Here is a 14,539-nt window from a genome sequence, read left to right on the forward strand (position 1 = left end):
CACCCGTGCCCGACGCGCCGTCCCTGGCCGGGAGCGTCTTTGTCCGGGAGCGGCCCTGTCCGGGAGCGGCCGTCTGGGACTGCTGGGACGGACGGGGCGGAAGTCAAGGCTCCCCTCCCGCGTCTAACCCCTCTCCCAAAGTCGTCTCCGGACCCGTCCCGAGCGGTCCCGGCCCAGCGTGACGGGCCTGCCGGGGGCCGCGGCGGAGACGGCCGACGCGCGCACCGCGCCGTCACTCCCGTCATTGCCCCGACCACGCCCTATGAGCCGCTATGGTGGAAACCCCCCCTCGGGCCGGTCCGTATCCCCCCCACGGACCGGCCCGCTTTTTTGCCCAGTGCGCCGGAGCCGCCCCACGCCGCTCGCCCCGAGGAACTCCGGATCCCGGCCCCTCGGGCCCGCCTCACCAGGACCTCGCCCCCTGGAGCGAGGCCCCCGGAGCGAGGCCCCCAGAGCCAAGGCCACCCCGAACTCGGCTCACCCGGATCTCAGCCCACCCGGATCTCAGCCCACCCGGATCCCGCCCCCGGAACCCGCAGGGGCCTCAGCTCCGCGCAGCCCAGATGTTCACGCCCTCCGTGGAGCGGGCGAAGGAGTCGATCTCCGTCAGCTCGTCCGCCGTGAGCGGCGGGCCGTCCAGCGCCGCGACATTGGCCTCCAGCTGCCGCACGCTCGACGCGCCGATCAGCGCCGAGGTCATCCGCTCGTCCCGCAGCACCCAGGTCAGGGCCAGCTGGGCGAGGGACTGTCCGCGCCGTTCGGCGATGGCGTGGAGTCCCCGCAGCCGCCGCACGACGTCGTCGCTCAGCAGGCCCGGGTCCAGGGACTTGCCCTGGGACGCCCGCGAGCCCTCCGGCACGCCGTCGAGGTACTTGTCCGTCAGCAGACCCTGCGCGAGCGGCGCGAAGGAGATGCATCCCATGCCCTCCGCCTCCAGGGTGTCGAGCAGCTCGTCGTCCTCGGTCCAGCGGTTGATCATGGAGTACGAAGGCTGGTGGATCAGCGGCCGTACGCCCATGTCGCGCAGGATCCGGGCCGCCTCCCGGGTCTGCTCCGCGCTGTAGGAGGAGACGCCGACGTACAGGGCCTTGCCCTGCCGCACGGCGGACGCGAGCGCGCCCATCGTCTCCTCCAGCGGGGTGTCCGGGTCGAACCGGTGCGAGTAGAAGATGTCCACGTAGTCGACACCCATCCGCCGCAGCGAGGCGTCGAGCGAGGAGAGCAGGTACTTCCGGGAGCCCCACTCGCCGTACGGGCCGGGGTGCATCAGGTAACCGGCCTTGGTGGAGAGGACCAGTTCGTCCCGGTAGGGGCGGAAATCCTGGGCGAAGAGCTTGCCGAAGTTCAGCTCGGCCGAGCCGGGCGGGGGCCCGTAGTTGTTCGCCAGGTCGAAATGCGTCACCCCCAGGTCGAACGCGCGGCGCAGGATCGAGCGCTGCGACTGCAGGGTGCGGTCGTCGCCGAAGTTGTGCCACAGCCCGAGGGAGATCGCGGGCAGCTTGAGGCCACTGTGGCCCGTGCGCCGGTAGCGCATCGTGTCGTAGCGCTCATCGGCGGCGAGGAAAGGGGAGGTGTCTGTCACACCGCCCTCCCTATCACGGGGTTCCGCCCCGGCCGGGTTGGTGGCGGAGGCCGAGCGCGCAGTAGGCTTCTGGCTTCGGGGCCGCCATGTCACGGAGGGGCTGAAGAAGGCGATGCTGCGTTTGTCCGGGGGCCGCTCCCCGTATCCGCGGGTGGTACGTGACCTGGCCTACAGGCTCTACGCGCGCCGGGTGGAAGGCCGCCTCGACCACGATCAGGCGCCCAAGCACATCGGCGTCATTCTCGACGGCAACCGGCGGTGGGCCCGTGCCTCCGGCGGTACCGCCGAGCAGGGCCACCAGGCCGGGGCCGAGAAGATCAAGGAGATGCTCGGCTGGTGCGCCGAGACGGACGTCGAGGTCGTCACTCTGTGGCTGCTGTCGACGGACAACCTCGACCGGCCCGAGGAGGAGCTCGTCCCGCTGCTCGGCATCATCGAGGACGCGGTCCGCGACCTCGGGGCCGACGGCCGCTGGCGGGTCAGCCACGTCGGCGCGCCCGATCTGCTGCCCCCGCGCACCCAGGCCGTCCTCAAGGAGGCCGAGCAGGCGACCAGCGGTGTCGACGGCATCGTGGTGAACGTGGCCGTGGGCTACGGCGGCCGTCAGGAGATCGCGGACGCGGTGCGCTCGCTGCTCCTGGAGCAGGCCGGGCGCGGCAAGTCGATCCAGGAGGTCGCCGAGGTGCTCGACGTCGAGCACATCGCCGAGCACCTGTACACGCGCGGCCAGCCCGACCCCGACCTGGTGATCCGTACCAGCGGTGAGCAGCGGCTGTCGGGCTTCATGCTCTGGCAGAGCGCCCACTCCGAGTACTACTTCTGCGAAGTCTTCTGGCCCGCGTTCCGGAAGGTGGACTTCCTGCGGGCGCTGCGCGACTACGCGGCCCGCCACCGGCGCTACGGGGGCTGACGCCCGGCCGGCCGCGGCACGCACCGCGGCCGGCACCCGGCCGATCCTCGTGCCACGGGCCGTGAAGCCCCGGCCCGCACCCGGCCGGCCCGGGACGAGCGCTCCACCCCTCGCACCGGAGCACGCCCGGGGGCGTGGGTGACCCCGCGTTGCTCCGGCCGGGGTAGCGGAGGAACCCCTCTGTCGTATGAGCCGCACGGCCGTGTGCAGTGGCCCGTTCGGACCACGTTCGGCCCGGCCCGGCGTGGCGCCGAGCGGCCCGGCCGGGGGCCGGCGGTGGCCGATTGAGACCGGTGCGGCGGCCCGTTGCCGTCCGCCGCGCACCGGAAGCCGGCGGGGACATTCCGTAGGGTGAGCCGCGTATCGCCGCAAGTTGGACGGCGCTGTTGCCCAACGTTCACCGTCGCGCCGTCATATGCCATGGCATGGCGGCGCACGTTCGAGGGAATATCTCAGTCACGTCGACGCCCGGTCCACGGGCGTCCGGCACCAGCGGGTGGCATGGGGTCGCCCGCCCGGGAGGCCCTTTGCACACGGACGACCGTGCGGTTCGCTCGGCAGGAGCCGACGAGCCGCGGACGGACATCGTGAGGGGCCGGCGCACGGCCCGTGCATCGCGGCCCGAGCCCGGTCCATTCCCCGGCGACGCCGTCGCACCCCGACCTCATCCGAGGGGGTTCGTCCACCCGTGGTGACCAGTAACAAGCGCCGCGCGCACGACCGGCGCACCTACGTCATCGACACCAGCGTCCTGCTGGCAGACCCGTCGGCCATGAGCCGCTTCGACGAGCACGAGGTCGTGCTTCCCGTCGTCGTGGTCACGGAGTTGGAGGCCAAGCGACACCATCCGGAGCTCGGCTACTTCGCCCGGCAGGCCCTCCGCCTGCTCGATGAATACCGGGTGACCTACGGACGCCTCGACGCGCCGATCCCGATCGGGGAGCTGGGCGGCACGCTCCGGGTCGAGCTCAACCACTCCGACCCGGGCGTCCTGCCGGCCGGCTTCCGGCTGGGGGACAACGATTCGCGGATCCTGGCGGTGGCCAGGAACCTCCAGGCCGAGGGGTACGACGTGACCGTCGTGTCCAAGGACCTGCCGCTGCGGATCAAGGCGTCGTCGGTGGGTCTGCTCGCCGAGGAGTACCGCGCCGAACTCGCCATCACCGACTCCGGCTGGACCGGCATGGCGGAGCTCGCCGTCGGCGCGGAGGAGGTGGACGAGCTCTTCGCGGCGGACAGTGTTCATGTGGCGCAGGCGGCGGAGCTGCCGGTCCACACCGGACTGGTGCTCCAGTCCGAGCGCGGCAAGGCACTGGGCCGGGTCACCGCCGACGGCCGGGTCCGGCTGGTGCGCGGCGACCGCGAGGCGTTCGGCATCCACGGCCGCTCCGCCGAACAGCGGATCGCCCTGGACCTGCTGCTCGACCAGGAGGTCGGGATCGTCTCCATGGGCGGCCGGGCCGGCACCGGCAAGTCCGCGCTCGCGCTGTGCGCCGGCCTGGAGGCGGTGCTGGAACGCCGCCAGCACCAGAAGGTCATGGTCTTCCGGCCGCTGTACGCGGTGGGCGGGCAGGACCTGGGCTATCTGCCGGGCAGCGAAGCGGAGAAGATGAGCCCGTGGGCGCAGGCCGTCTTCGACACGCTGTCCGCGGTGACGTCGCGCGACGTCATCGAGGAAGTGGTCGGCCGCGGCATGCTCGAAGTGCTGCCGCTGACCCACATCCGCGGGCGGTCGCTGCACGACGCCTTCGTGATCGTCGACGAGGCGCAGTCGCTCGAACGGAACGTCCTGCTGACCGTGCTGTCCCGGATCGGGGCCAACTCGCGCGTGGTGCTCACCCATGACGTGGCGCAGCGCGACAACCTGCGGGTCGGGCGGTACGACGGGGTCGTCGCGGTCGTCGAGAAGCTGAAGGGCCATCCGCTCTTCGCGCACGTCACGCTGAACCGCTCGGAGCGCTCCCCGATTGCGGCCCTGGTGACCGAAATGCTGGAGGAATCCCGCATCTGAGGCGGATACGGACCCGTTTGACGGGTTCATAGAGCTCCGTACACCTTCATACCGGGACGCCGCGCGGCAAAGCGAAGGAGCTTAGCCGCGCGGCGTTGTCGTGCGCGGGGGTTTCCGAAAAAGCGCTGGCCCAAACGGGATGTGAGCTTTCACACGCAACGCAGAATTGCCTCAAGGCGTCGGCTTCGGGCAGAGTCTGGGTCCTGTCAGGCCCCGCATACGGCACACCGGCACCCCCAGCGGTGCGGCACCACAAAACTCAACAGGCGTTCGCCGTATGCCGCCCGAGCACCACGCGGAACTCCCGAGGGAGTTCGCACCGGGCCAGTGCCTCCCGTGACCAGCCGGACCCAGCACCACCGGGACCGGAACAAGGGGAGGCCAGCGCCAGGGGCACGATTGCGTCCGCGAGGTCACCTAAGCGGGCGATGCTGGAAGGAAACCGTGTGAGCCGGATTTCGGTCCGGGGATTCGCAGTGGCTTCGGCCACCGCAGTCACCACCGTCGGCGCTGTCGTCGGTGTTGCCTCGGGTAGCACGCCGGGTTCGACCACCGAGCCCGCCGAGGCGACAGCTGCTGATGCGACGCTCCTCGCAGACATATCCGCCGGGAACCAGACCCAGGCGCAGACCGCGTCGCTGACGCAGCAGGCGGACGCCCAGTCCACCGCGGCGGACGCGGCAGCGAAGAAGTCCGCGGAGGAAGCGGCCCGCAAGCAGGCGGCCAAGGACGCGGCGGACAAGAAGGCCGAAGCGGACCGGAAGGCGGCCGAAGCCAAGGCGGAGGCCAAGGCCAAGGCGCGCGAGAAGGCCGCCAGTGTGGCCAGCCGCTCCACCCGCGACTCCGGTGACTTCCCCGTCCAGGCGTCCTACACGGTCGCCCAGGTGCAGGCCATGGCGCGGCAGATGATGCCGGCCGACCAGTTCCAGTGCTTCAGCAACATCGTGGACCACGAGTCCACCTGGAACTACCAGGCGACCAACGCCAGCTCCGGTGCGTACGGTCTCGTTCAGGCGCTTCCCGGTTCCAAGATGGCGTCCGCCGGCGCCGACTGGAAGACCAACCCCGCCACGCAGATCAAGTGGGGTCTGAACTACATGAACGAGCGCTACGACAGCCCCTGCGGTGCCTGGGACTTCTGGCAGGCCAACAGCTGGTACTAGGCAGTCCCGCCCGGACTCCGGTCCGCTGAGGCGAAGACACCCGCGAAGCCCCCGTCCACAAGGGTCGGGGGCTTCGTCGTGTCCGGGGTACGGTTTTCAGGACAACGACGCGGGGAGAGGGGGCGGAAGGGACATGTCCACATTGCCGCAGTGGGTGGGCGGTCTGGGGTCCAGGCTGCACGGCTTCACCGCGTGGCTGGACGACCGGCGGCGCGCGGCGGCGGCCGCGGCCGACGAGCACGAGGGCGGCCCGGCGGGCCCGCCCGAGGACGCCGACCGGGAGCCGGACCACGTCCCCGCCCCTCCCGCCTACGCTCCGGCGGTCGCCGCGAAGCCCGATCCGGTCGCCGCGGTCCCCTGGGGCGTACGGGTGGCCGCGGAGGCCGGCTGGCGGCTGCTCGTCCTCGCGGGCACGCTCTTCGTGCTGATGCGCGTCATCAGCGCCGTCCAGCTGGTGGTGCTGTCCTTCGTGGCGGCCCTGCTGATCACCGCCCTGCTCCAGCCCACCGTGGGCCGGCTCCGAAGAGTCGGCCTGCCGCGCGGGCTCGCCACCACGCTCACCTTCATCACCGGCTTCGTCATCATGGGCCTGGTCGGCTGGTTCGTGGTGTGGCAGGTGATGGACAACATCGACAACCTCTCCCTGCGCGTCCAGGACGGTATCGACGAGCTCCAGAAGTGGCTGCTGCAGAGCCCGTTCCACGTCACCGAGGCGCAGATCAAGGACATCGCCCAGAGCCTGCGGGACGCGGTCGGGTCCAACACCGAGGAGATCACCTCCGCCGGGCTCGAGGGCGTCACCGTCATCCTGGAGTTCCTGACGGGCATCCTGCTGGCGATGTTCAGCACGCTGTTCCTGCTGCACGACGGCCCCAAGATCTGGAACTGGCTGCTGAAGCTGGTGCCGAGCGCGGCCCGGGAGGGCGTCGCCGGCGCCGGTCCGCGCGCCTGGCGCACGCTCACCGCCTACGTCCGCGGCACGGTCATAGTGGCGATGATCGACGCGATCTTCATCGGTCTCGGCATCTGGTTCCTCGATGTGCCGATGGCCGTGCCGCTCGCGGTCTTCATCTTCCTCTTCGCGTTCGTCCCGCTGGTCGGAGCCGTGGTCTCGGGTGCCCTCGCGGTCATCGTCGGGCTGGTCACCCAGGGCGTCTTCACCGGGCTGATGGTGCTCGTGGTGGTGCTCGCGGTGCAGCAGATCGAGGGCCATGTGCTGCAGCCGTTCATCCTGGGGCGCGCGGTCCGGGTGCACCCGCTGGCCGTGGTGCTCTCGGTCGCCGCGGGCTCGCTGGTCGCCGGAGTGGGCGGCGCGGTGGTGGCGGTCCCGCTGGTGGCCGTCACCAACACCGTCGTCGGCTATCTGCGCAAGTTCTCCCAGGAGCAGGCGCTGCGGGTCGTCCCGGTGCCCGCGCCGGTCGCGGTGGGGACGGCCGTTCCCACCGGGCAGTCGGTGCCACCGGCGGAAGAGGCCCCGCGCGTCTGATCCCTGGCGTCCGGCTCCGGACCGATCGATCCGGCCCGATCCGGACGGCGGACCTCGGGGCCTGCCCGTGCTGTCGCGCGCGGCACCGCACCTGTGCCGGTGGCCCGTCCGGATCCGGACGGGCCACCGGTGTATCCGCTCGTGCCACCGGTGCATCAGCTCGGGCCCGGTCCGCACCGGGCGGGCGCGTTCTCCGTCCGGGCATACGCATGAGGGCCACGCGGCAACCGCGTGGCCCTCATCGCGAAGGGGGAGAAGCTCAGCCCTCCAGCACGGCCTCGGCGTCGAGGGTCGCGCCGACGGCCTGGAGCACAGAGGCGATCTTGAACGCCTCCTGGATCGTCTCGCGGTCCACACCGGCCTTGCGGAGCACCTGCTCGTGCGAGTCCAGGCACATGCCGCAGCCGTTGATCGCGGAGACCGCCAGCGACCACAGCTCGAAGTCGACCTTCTCCACGCCCGGGTTGCCGATGACGTTCATCCGCAGACCCGCGCGCAGGTTGCCGTACTCCGGGTCCGACAGCAGGTGCCGGGTCCGGTAGTAGACGTTGTTCATCGCCATGATGGCGGCGGCCGACTTGGCCGCGGTGTACGCCTCGGGCTTCAGGTTGGCCTTGGCCTCCGGCTCCAGCTCCCGCAGCACGCGCGGCGAGCGGGTGGCGATCGCGCAGGCGAGCACCGTGCCCCACAGCTGCTGCTGCGGCAGGTCGGAGTTGCCGATGACCGAACCGAGGTTCAGCTTCAGGTCCTTGGCGTAGTCCGGAACGGCGGACTTCAGCTCGTCGAGGGCCATGTCAGATCACTCTCCGGACAGGAGCGCGACCGGGTCGAGGGTGTCCTCGCCCTGGCTCCAGTTGCAGGGGCACAGCTCGTCGGTCTGCAGGGCGTCGAGGACCCGCAGGACCTCCTTGGGGTTACGGCCGACCGAGCCGGCGGTCACCATGGTGAACTGGATCTCGTTGTTCTGGTCCACGATGAACACGGCACGCTGCGCGAAGCCGTCCTCGCCCTCGACGCCGAGCTCGCGCATCAGGTCGTGCTTGGAGTCGGCCAGCATCGGGAAGGGCAGGTCACGCAGGTCGTCGTGGTCCTTGCGCCAGGCGTGGTGCACGAACTCGGAGTCGCCGGAGACGCCGAGGATCTGGGCGTCGCGGTCCGCGAACTCGTCGTTCAGCTTGCCGAACGCGGCGATCTCGGTCGGGCAGACGAAGGTGAAGTCCTTCGGCCAGAAGAAGACGACGCGCCACTTGCCCTCGTAGGACTTGTGGTTGATCTGCTCGAACTCCTTGCCGCTCTCGAGCGAAACGCAAGCGGTCAGGTCGTATGCGGGGAACTTGTCACCGACAGTGAGCACGCGCTCTCCTTGCAGCGTGGAACGTCCCTTTTGGGGCTGTTCCTTGGGGGTTGGACGGGCTTCACCTAACCACAGGCGCCATTGATCGCGGAAATCGGTAAACTTGTTGATGTTGATCGGAGGTGGTTATCAGTGACCGTCGGAAGAAGCCTTGGCCGGAACGGGGCCCGGCAGCCCAGCCTGGCGCAGCTCCGCGCCTTCGTCGCCGTCGCCGAGCATCTGCACTTCCGGGACGCCGCGGCCGACATCGGGATGAGCCAGCCCGCGCTCTCCGGTGCCGTCTCGGCCCTGGAGGAGACGCTCGGCGTGCAGCTCCTGGAGCGTACGACCCGCAAGGTGCTGCTCAGTCCGGCGGGGGAGCGGCTGGCGGGGCGCGCCCGGGCCGTGCTGGAGGCGGTCGGCGCGCTCCTGGAGGAGGCGGACGCGGTGCGGGCCCCGTTCACGGGTGTGCTGCGGCTCGGGGTGATTCCGACCGTCGCACCGTACCTGCTGCCGACGGTGCTGCGCACGGTCCACGAGCGCTATCCCGACCTGGACCTCCAGGTGCACGAGGAGCAGACCTCCTCGCTGCTGGACGGGCTGGCGCAGGGGCGGCTCGACCTGCTGCTGCTCGCCGTGCCGCTGGGCGCGCCGGGGGTGACCGAACTCCCGCTCTTCGACGAGGACTTCGTGCTCGTCACCCCCCGCGACCACTGGCTGGGCGGGCGCGGTGACATTCCGCGCGAGGCGCTGCGCGAGCTGGACCTGCTGCTCCTGGACGAAGGGCACTGCCTGCGGGATCAGGCGCTCGACATCTGCCGCGAGGCCGGCCGGGAGGACGGCGCCCCGGTCACCACCAGCGCGGCGGGGCTGTCGACGCTGGTGCAGCTGGTGGCGGGCGGCCTCGGGGTCACGCTGCTGCCGCGCACGGCGCTCCAGGTGGAGACCGAGCGCAACGACCAGCTCTCGACCGGCTGCTTCGCGGAACCGGCCCCGGCCCGTCGGATCGCGCTGGCGATGCGGTCGGGCGCGGCGCGGCAGGAGGAGTTCGAGGAACTGGCGAAGGCACTGCGCTCGGCGGTGCGCTCGCTCCCGGTACGGGTGCACTGAGCCGCCCGCGCCCGCGCCCGCGCCCGCGCCTGGGAGCCGGGCGGCCCGCCGGACTGCCGCCCAGCCCGGGAGGGGCATCGCAGCCGGGCCGATCCGGGTGGCGGCGTTGGTGGTGCGGGGCTCGGGCCTGGGATCGCTTCCCGGCTCAGTCGGCGGTGCCGGGCTCCACGACCCACTCGGCTTGCAGCCCGCTCACCGAGGCGATCATGTCGAAGTCGCCGTCGTAGTGCAGGACCGTGGCCCGATGCCGCTCGGCGGTTGCCGCGATGAGGACGTCGGCCAGTGACAGCGCCCGGTGAAAGCCGGCGTTCAGGGCCAGGGCCTGGATCTCGAGTGCCCGCTCGAACTCCTCGTCATTGCAGGGTAGATGGTCGAAGCCGCGGAGCAGGGTACGCAGTCGCAGCGCCTCGGGCTTTCCGCGCGCCGAGTACAGAACCTCGTACTCGGTCGGGGCGCACACCGCGAGGAGCCCATCGTGGTCCAGCGCATCCAGCCGCGCCCGCACCGTCGGCTTGCCCCGGCGGGCCAGCGCGGACTTGTCGATGAGGTAGCGCCCCTTCACGCCGCCGAGGCCCCGCCTTCACGCTTCAGCGAGCCGTCCGGATTCCGCGGCCCCGTCTGCGAGCGGATCTCCGCGAACGCGTCCTCGAACTCACCCTCGTCAATGGCATCGAACAACTCGCGGCGCAGCCGCAGCCGCACCCCCTCCTCCATGGCCGCCCGCACCGCGGCGGCCTTCGTCTTCACCCCGTACACACGCATCGCCTGCTCGACGATCTCCTCGTCCAGATCGATCACAGTCCTGGCCATCAGTTATCCCTCCATAGCCCGACGACACAGCGACGATATCAATTCAGGCCTAGGAATGACATCAGGCTCACGTGTGCCCCGCTCCGTCACGACCCGCGCCCGCCGGTCCCTCACGACCTGCTCGCTCACGACCGGCCTCCGACGCCCGCTCGCGACCCGATTCCCGCTCGCGCCCCGGCGCCCCTGTTCGCGCCCCAGCTCCGGCGCCGGACCGCCCGGCCCGGCCCCTCCCGCGGCGGGGTCCTTCGGCGGGCGGCCACGGCGCGGCATCGGCCCGGCCGTCCACGATCTGCCGCCTCGCCGCCACCACCGCACCCGCCTGCTGCCGCGCGCTCGACATCTGCCGCGAGGCCGGCCGGGAGGACGGCGCCCCGGTCACCACCAGTGCGGCGGGGCTGTCGACGCTGGTGCAGCTGGTGGCGGGCGGCCTCGGGGTGACGCTGCTGCCGCGCACGGCGCTCCAGGTGGAGACCGAGCGCAACGACCAGCTCTCGGCCGGCTGCTTCGCGGAACCGGCGCCGGCCCGTCGGATCGCGCTGGCGATGCGGTCGGGCGCGGCGCGGCAGGAGGAGTTCGAGGAACTGGCGAAGGCACTGCGCTCGGCGGTGCGCTCGCTGCCGGTACGGGTGCGCTGAAACGCCCGCGCCCGGGAGCCGGGCGGCCCACCGGACTGCCGTCCCGTCCGGGAGGGGCCTCGCAGCCGGGCCGATCCGGGTGGCGGCTTGGTGGTGCGGGGCTCAGGCCTGGGATCGGTCCAGCCGACCGGTCTTCACGTCGTCGATGAAGGCGGTCCAGGCCTCGGCGGGGAAGAGGAGGGCAGGGCCCTGGGGGTCCTTGCTGTCGCGGACGGGGACGACGCCGGTGATGCCGTCGGCGACCTCGATGCAGGCGCCGCCGTCGGGGTTGCTGTGGCTGCTCTTGCGCCAGGCTGCGGCGCTCAGGTCGGGGGCCGTGGGCATGGGCCGTATTCCTCCATCGCTGATTCGATCAACGCCGCCGAATCTCTGGGCGACAGGGCGTACGCCCGGAGCAAATCGTATGCCTGTCGGCGCTCCTCCACTGCTTCCCAATCCTCAATGAGCTGGCCGGATTTGATCCCCTCCTGGTAGGCGAGGACTGCTCCGTCCCGGAGCGTGAGCAGGATGAGTGCACCACCCTGGCAGAAGTGCTCTCCGTGGCTGAACGGGAGAATCTGAACAGTCGTATGGCGTGCGTCGGTCCGTGGCAAGAGAGCTGCAAGCTGTTCACACATGGTCCCGGTGCCGCCGACCGGGCGACGGATGACCGCCTCATCGAGGATTGCCCACAGCCGGGGCGGGGGTTCGGCGCGGAGCCGTTCCTGGCGGGCAAGTCGGGCGGTCAGTTTTTCCTCCAGATGGTCTGTGCTCACCTCGGGGTTTCCGGCGCGGAGGAGGGCCCGTGCGTAGGCCTCCGTCTGCAACAGCCCCGGCACCGTGTGGGCCGCGTATTCCGCGATGTCACGGGCCTGGGCCTCCAGGTCCATGAAGCGGCGGTAGCGGTTCGGGAATGCTTCCCGGCGCACCAGCGGATACAGCCGGGCGAAGTGCCCGTCCGTGCCGAGGGCCGCGTCCAGCTTCTCCGAGAGCTGCGGCGGGACCATGCGGTCCGCCGTCTCGATGTTCCCGAGATGGGTCTTGCTGTACGTGAGGATCTCGGCCAGGCGGGCCAGCGACAGCCCTGCCTCCGTCCGTAACCGCCGGAGTTCCGATCCGTACAGATCCCGCGCCGAGCGGTCCGGCCGGAGTTCTCGTTGACGAGCCGGCATGTGTCCGACCTCCATGTCCTCACAGGTGCTTGCGGACGCGTCGGCCCTGGTGGGCCCCGTGCTGTCCGGCCACGCTAGAGGCCACGGACGGTAACTGTCCGTTCACTCCAGCAATTGGCGCACGAACAGGTGGGACGAGGAATGAGCATCGTCGACGTGACGACAGGACGACCCGCACCCGGACCGGACCCGAGGGGCGACGCCGAGGCGGCGGTGAGGGAGCTTGCCGGGGCGCTCGCCGCCGCCGGCCTCGTGCTGCCGTCGCTGTGGGTGGATCCGCATCCGGCTCTTACCGGCACGGTGCTGGTCGAGCTCGGCCGGGCACGGCCCGGGGTGGTGCGGCGGCTGGCCGAGCTGGTCGCGAAGGGAGCCGCCGCCCCCTCCCGGGGAGCGACGGCGTGACGGGCGACAGGCCGGAGGAGGATCGGCCGGAGCCGGAGCCGGAGCCGGAGCCGGAGCCGGAGCCGGAGCCGGGGCCGGGGCTCGGGCCCGGCGCTCGGGGAGTTCGCCAGGGACACGACCCAGGGGCGTACGGGGATCGTTGTGCTGCGGACCGAGGACCTGGTGCAGCTGCGTCCCCTCCGCGGGGGCGCGCTGTGGATGGCGGCCCCCGCGGACATCCGGGATCTGTCTGCCCGAGAGGAGCTGAGTGCCCGCCTCGCGGTCGCCAACTCCGCTCATCGGTGGGGAAAGTAGGGTCGGCGCCGACCGGGAGAGCGGGGAAGCTGGCGCGGGCGCCCATGGATCTCGGGGCGCGGCCCCGCCCCGGGAACGGCCCCGCCTCGGCGGCCGGGGCCCTCCGGTCCGGCCCCGGTCCGCCGCGAGCTGCCGACCCCTGCGGCGCGCCGCGAGCCGTCAGCCCTGCTCCGGTCCGCCAGGCTCCGTCCGGTCAGGCCCTGCGCCGGCGTCCCGCGCCGTACCGGGTCCGCCGTCGTCCGGAAGCCGGCCACCGGGGCTCGCTGGGCGTCCCGGCGCCACCGCGGAGCGCCCGCCGCCCGCGCCCGCCGTTCCCTCGCGGCCGGCTCCGTCACGCCCGGCCCCCGGCGCCCGCTCGGTCCCCGACCCCCGCTCGCGACCCGGTGCCTGGTCGCGGCCCGGCTCCGGCGTCGGGCCGCCCGGCCCGGCCCCTTCCGCGGCGGGGTCCTTCGGCGGGCGGCCGCGGCGCGGAATCGGCCCGGCCGCCCGCGGCAGCCGCCCCGCCTCCGTCAGCGCCTTCCGCAGCAGGAACTCGATCTGCGCGTTGGCGCTGCGCAGTTCGCTCTCCGCCCAGCGGGTGATCGCGTCGTGCACCGCCGGGTCCAGCCGCAGCAGCACCTGCTTGCGCTGCTGCGGCTTGCGCTGCGGGTCCCGGCCCCGCCGAGGGGGGTGGGGTGAGTCGTCCGTCACTGGTAGAGCGTGCCCGTGTTGAGGACCGGCTGCGGGGACCGGTCGCCGCAGAGCACGACCATCAGATTGCTGACCATCGCCGCCTTGCGCTCCTCGTCCAGCTCCACGATGTCCTCCTCGGTGATCCGGGCGAGCGCCGCCTCCACCATGCCGACGGCGCCGTCCACGATCTGCCGCCGCGCCGCCACGACCGCGCCGGCCTGCTGCCGCTGGAGCATCGCCGAGGCGATCTCCGGGGCGTACGCGAGGTGGGTGAAGCGCGACTCGACGATCTGCACGCCGGCCGCGGTGACCCGGACGGAGAGCTCGGCGGCGAGCTTCTCGGTGATCTCCTCGGCGTTGCCGCGCAGGGAGAGGTCGTCCTCGTCGTGGGCGTCGTACGGGTACTCGATGGCGATGTGCCGGACCGCGGCCTCGGTCTGGGTGGCGACGAACTCCAGGAAGTCGTCCACCTCGAAGACCGCCTGAGCGGTGTCCCGCACCTGCCAGACCACGACGGCCGCCAGCTCGATCGGGTTGCCGTACGCGTCGTTGACCTTGAGCACGGCCGTCTCGTGGTTGCGCACCCGGGTGGAGATCTTCTCCCGGGAGGTGAGCGGGTTCACCCAGCGCAGCCCCTCGGTGCGGATGGTGCCCACGTACCGGCCGAAGAGCTGGACCACCCGGGCCTCGCCCGGCGCGACCGTGTTCAGCCCGCACATCGCGAAGAACGCCCCGATGGCGACCAGGATGCCGAGGATGATCAGCGGCACGCCCAGCGCGCTGCCGTCGTTCGACAGCGCCGCCCCGCCGACGATCATGCCGATGCCCGCGATGAGCCCCAGGAGACCGAGGAGCAGGGCGAGCCCGCCGCCGATGTCCCGCGCCGGTACCTCACGGACCTGTGGCTTGGGCAGGTCGGGCGCGTCGGCGGCGGCCGGTGTGGTGTCGGACATGGGGTCCCCCGTTCGATCCGGGTGAGG

Annotated in this window: 14 protein-coding genes and 2 pseudogenes; 7 read left to right on the plus strand and 9 right to left on the minus strand. The window is 71.8% G+C overall.

Features of this window, described 5'->3' with window-relative positions; translation table 11 throughout:
* Positions 1-544: 544 nt before the first annotated feature.
* A complete protein-coding gene (mgrA, locus tag ABT112_RS02430) occupies positions 545-1,582 on the minus strand; it encodes an L-glyceraldehyde 3-phosphate reductase (protein WP_351504657.1) in 1,038 nt (345 codons plus the stop codon).
* A 112-nt stretch (positions 1,583-1,694) separates the two neighbouring features.
* Between mgrA and ABT112_RS02435 the strand changes: the two genes are divergently transcribed.
* The 4 genes from ABT112_RS02435 (at position 1,695) to ABT112_RS02450 (ending at position 7,152) form a co-directional block, all read left to right on the plus strand.
* Complete coding sequence (locus ABT112_RS02435) at positions 1,695-2,492, plus strand: isoprenyl transferase (RefSeq protein ID WP_351504658.1); 798 nt, start codon at positions 1,695-1,697, stop codon at positions 2,490-2,492.
* A gap of 688 nt (positions 2,493-3,180) precedes the next feature.
* Positions 3,181-4,503, plus strand: a complete 1,323-nt coding sequence (gene phoH2, locus ABT112_RS02440; protein ID WP_351504660.1) for an RNA 5'-3' helicase PhoH2 — start codon at positions 3,181-3,183, stop codon at positions 4,501-4,503.
* Between the two features lie 446 nt (positions 4,504-4,949).
* Positions 4,950-5,666 (plus strand): aggregation-promoting factor C-terminal-like domain-containing protein, encoded by a 717-nt coding sequence (locus ABT112_RS02445; RefSeq protein ID WP_502975224.1) that lies wholly within the window; start codon positions 4,950-4,952, stop codon positions 5,664-5,666.
* Positions 5,667-5,799: 133 nt separating this feature from the next.
* Positions 5,800-7,152: an AI-2E family transporter gene (locus ABT112_RS02450; RefSeq protein ID WP_351504664.1), complete on the plus strand. Its 1,353-nt coding sequence runs from the start codon at positions 5,800-5,802 to the stop codon at positions 7,150-7,152.
* Positions 7,153-7,411: 259 nt separating this feature from the next.
* On the opposite strand, the gene ABT112_RS02455 is transcribed toward ABT112_RS02450, so the two are convergent.
* Entirely contained in the window at positions 7,412-7,945 is a 534-nt protein-coding gene (locus ABT112_RS02455; RefSeq protein ID WP_351504667.1) for an alkyl hydroperoxide reductase, read from the minus strand.
* 6 nt (positions 7,946-7,951) lie between these two features.
* Positions 7,952-8,506, minus strand: coding sequence for a peroxiredoxin (locus ABT112_RS02460; protein WP_351504669.1), 555 nt, complete (start codon positions 8,504-8,506; stop codon positions 7,952-7,954).
* 132 nt (positions 8,507-8,638) lie between these two features.
* Between ABT112_RS02460 and ABT112_RS02465 the strand changes: the two genes are divergently transcribed.
* Positions 8,639-9,595, plus strand: a complete 957-nt coding sequence (locus ABT112_RS02465; protein WP_351504672.1) for a LysR substrate-binding domain-containing protein — start codon at positions 8,639-8,641, stop codon at positions 9,593-9,595.
* Between the two features lie 145 nt (positions 9,596-9,740).
* Here the strand turns inward: ABT112_RS02465 and ABT112_RS02470 are convergent, their stop codons facing one another.
* Together ABT112_RS02470 and ABT112_RS02475 are read right to left on the minus strand one after the other, a co-directional pair.
* Entirely contained in the window at positions 9,741-10,157 is a 417-nt protein-coding gene (locus ABT112_RS02470) for a PIN domain nuclease (RefSeq protein ID WP_351504674.1), read from the minus strand.
* Complete coding sequence (locus ABT112_RS02475; protein WP_062781983.1) at positions 10,154-10,405, minus strand: type II toxin-antitoxin system VapB family antitoxin; 252 nt, start codon at positions 10,403-10,405, stop codon at positions 10,154-10,156. Before ABT112_RS02475 ends, ABT112_RS02470 begins: the two co-directional genes overlap by 4 nt.
* A gap of 326 nt (positions 10,406-10,731) precedes the next feature.
* On the opposite strand from ABT112_RS02475, the pseudogene ABT112_RS02480 reads away from it, so the two are divergent.
* Positions 10,732-11,040 (plus strand): annotated as a pseudogene (locus ABT112_RS02480) (LysR substrate-binding domain-containing protein); the annotation flags it as partial.
* 102 nt (positions 11,041-11,142) lie between these two features.
* On the opposite strand, the gene ABT112_RS02485 reads toward ABT112_RS02480, so the two are convergent.
* Complete coding sequence (locus ABT112_RS02485; protein ID WP_351504677.1) at positions 11,143-11,364, minus strand: DUF397 domain-containing protein; 222 nt, start codon at positions 11,362-11,364, stop codon at positions 11,143-11,145.
* Positions 11,343-12,191, minus strand: coding sequence for a helix-turn-helix domain-containing protein (locus tag ABT112_RS02490; protein ID WP_351504679.1), 849 nt, complete (start codon positions 12,189-12,191; stop codon positions 11,343-11,345). The genes ABT112_RS02485 and ABT112_RS02490 overlap by 22 nt, the downstream gene beginning before the upstream one ends.
* 141 nt (positions 12,192-12,332) lie before the next feature.
* Between ABT112_RS02490 and ABT112_RS02495 the strand changes: the two genes are divergently transcribed.
* Positions 12,333-12,593 (plus strand): hypothetical protein, encoded by a 261-nt coding sequence (locus ABT112_RS02495; RefSeq protein ID WP_351504682.1) that lies wholly within the window; start codon positions 12,333-12,335, stop codon positions 12,591-12,593.
* Positions 12,594-13,295: 702 nt separating this feature from the next.
* Here the strand turns inward: ABT112_RS02495 and ABT112_RS02500 are convergent.
* Positions 13,296-13,577, minus strand: a pseudogene (locus ABT112_RS02500) (type II toxin-antitoxin system antitoxin); the annotation flags it as partial.
* Positions 13,574-14,512 (minus strand): SPFH domain-containing protein, encoded by a 939-nt coding sequence (locus ABT112_RS02505; RefSeq protein WP_351504684.1) that lies wholly within the window; start codon positions 14,510-14,512, stop codon positions 13,574-13,576. The gene ABT112_RS02505 and the pseudogene ABT112_RS02500, both read right to left, overlap by 4 nt.
* Positions 14,513-14,539 lie beyond the last annotated feature (27 nt).

Source organism: Streptomyces sp. NPDC002055, assembly GCF_040296705.1.
In the GTDB taxonomy this organism is placed as follows: Bacteria; Actinomycetota; Actinomycetes; order Streptomycetales; family Streptomycetaceae; genus Streptomyces.

What these genes read in the sequence shown, in the direction of transcription:
- ABT112_RS02505 (WP_351504684.1), bottom strand. Translation starts at nt 14,512, where the DNA reads ATGTCCGACACCACACCGGCCGCCGCCGACGCGCCCGACCTGCCCAAG.
- ABT112_RS02485 (WP_351504677.1), bottom strand. Translation starts at nt 11,364, where the DNA reads ATGCCCACGGCCCCCGACCTGAGCGCCGCAGCCTGGCGCAAGAGCAGC.
- ABT112_RS02490 (WP_351504679.1), bottom strand. Translation starts at nt 12,191, where the DNA reads ATGCCGGCTCGTCAACGAGAACTCCGGCCGGACCGCTCGGCGCGGGAT.
- ABT112_RS02475 (WP_062781983.1), bottom strand. Translation starts at nt 10,405, where the DNA reads ATGGCCAGGACTGTGATCGATCTGGACGAGGAGATCGTCGAGCAGGCG.
- ABT112_RS02455 (WP_351504667.1), bottom strand. Translation starts at nt 7,945, where the DNA reads ATGGCCCTCGACGAGCTGAAGTCCGCCGTTCCGGACTACGCCAAGGAC.
- ABT112_RS02450 (WP_351504664.1), top strand. Translation starts at nt 5,800, where the DNA reads ATGTCCACATTGCCGCAGTGGGTGGGCGGTCTGGGGTCCAGGCTGCAC.
- ABT112_RS02435 (WP_351504658.1), top strand. Translation starts at nt 1,695, where the DNA reads ATGCTGCGTTTGTCCGGGGGCCGCTCCCCGTATCCGCGGGTGGTACGT.
- ABT112_RS02495 (WP_351504682.1), top strand. Translation starts at nt 12,333, where the DNA reads ATGAGCATCGTCGACGTGACGACAGGACGACCCGCACCCGGACCGGAC.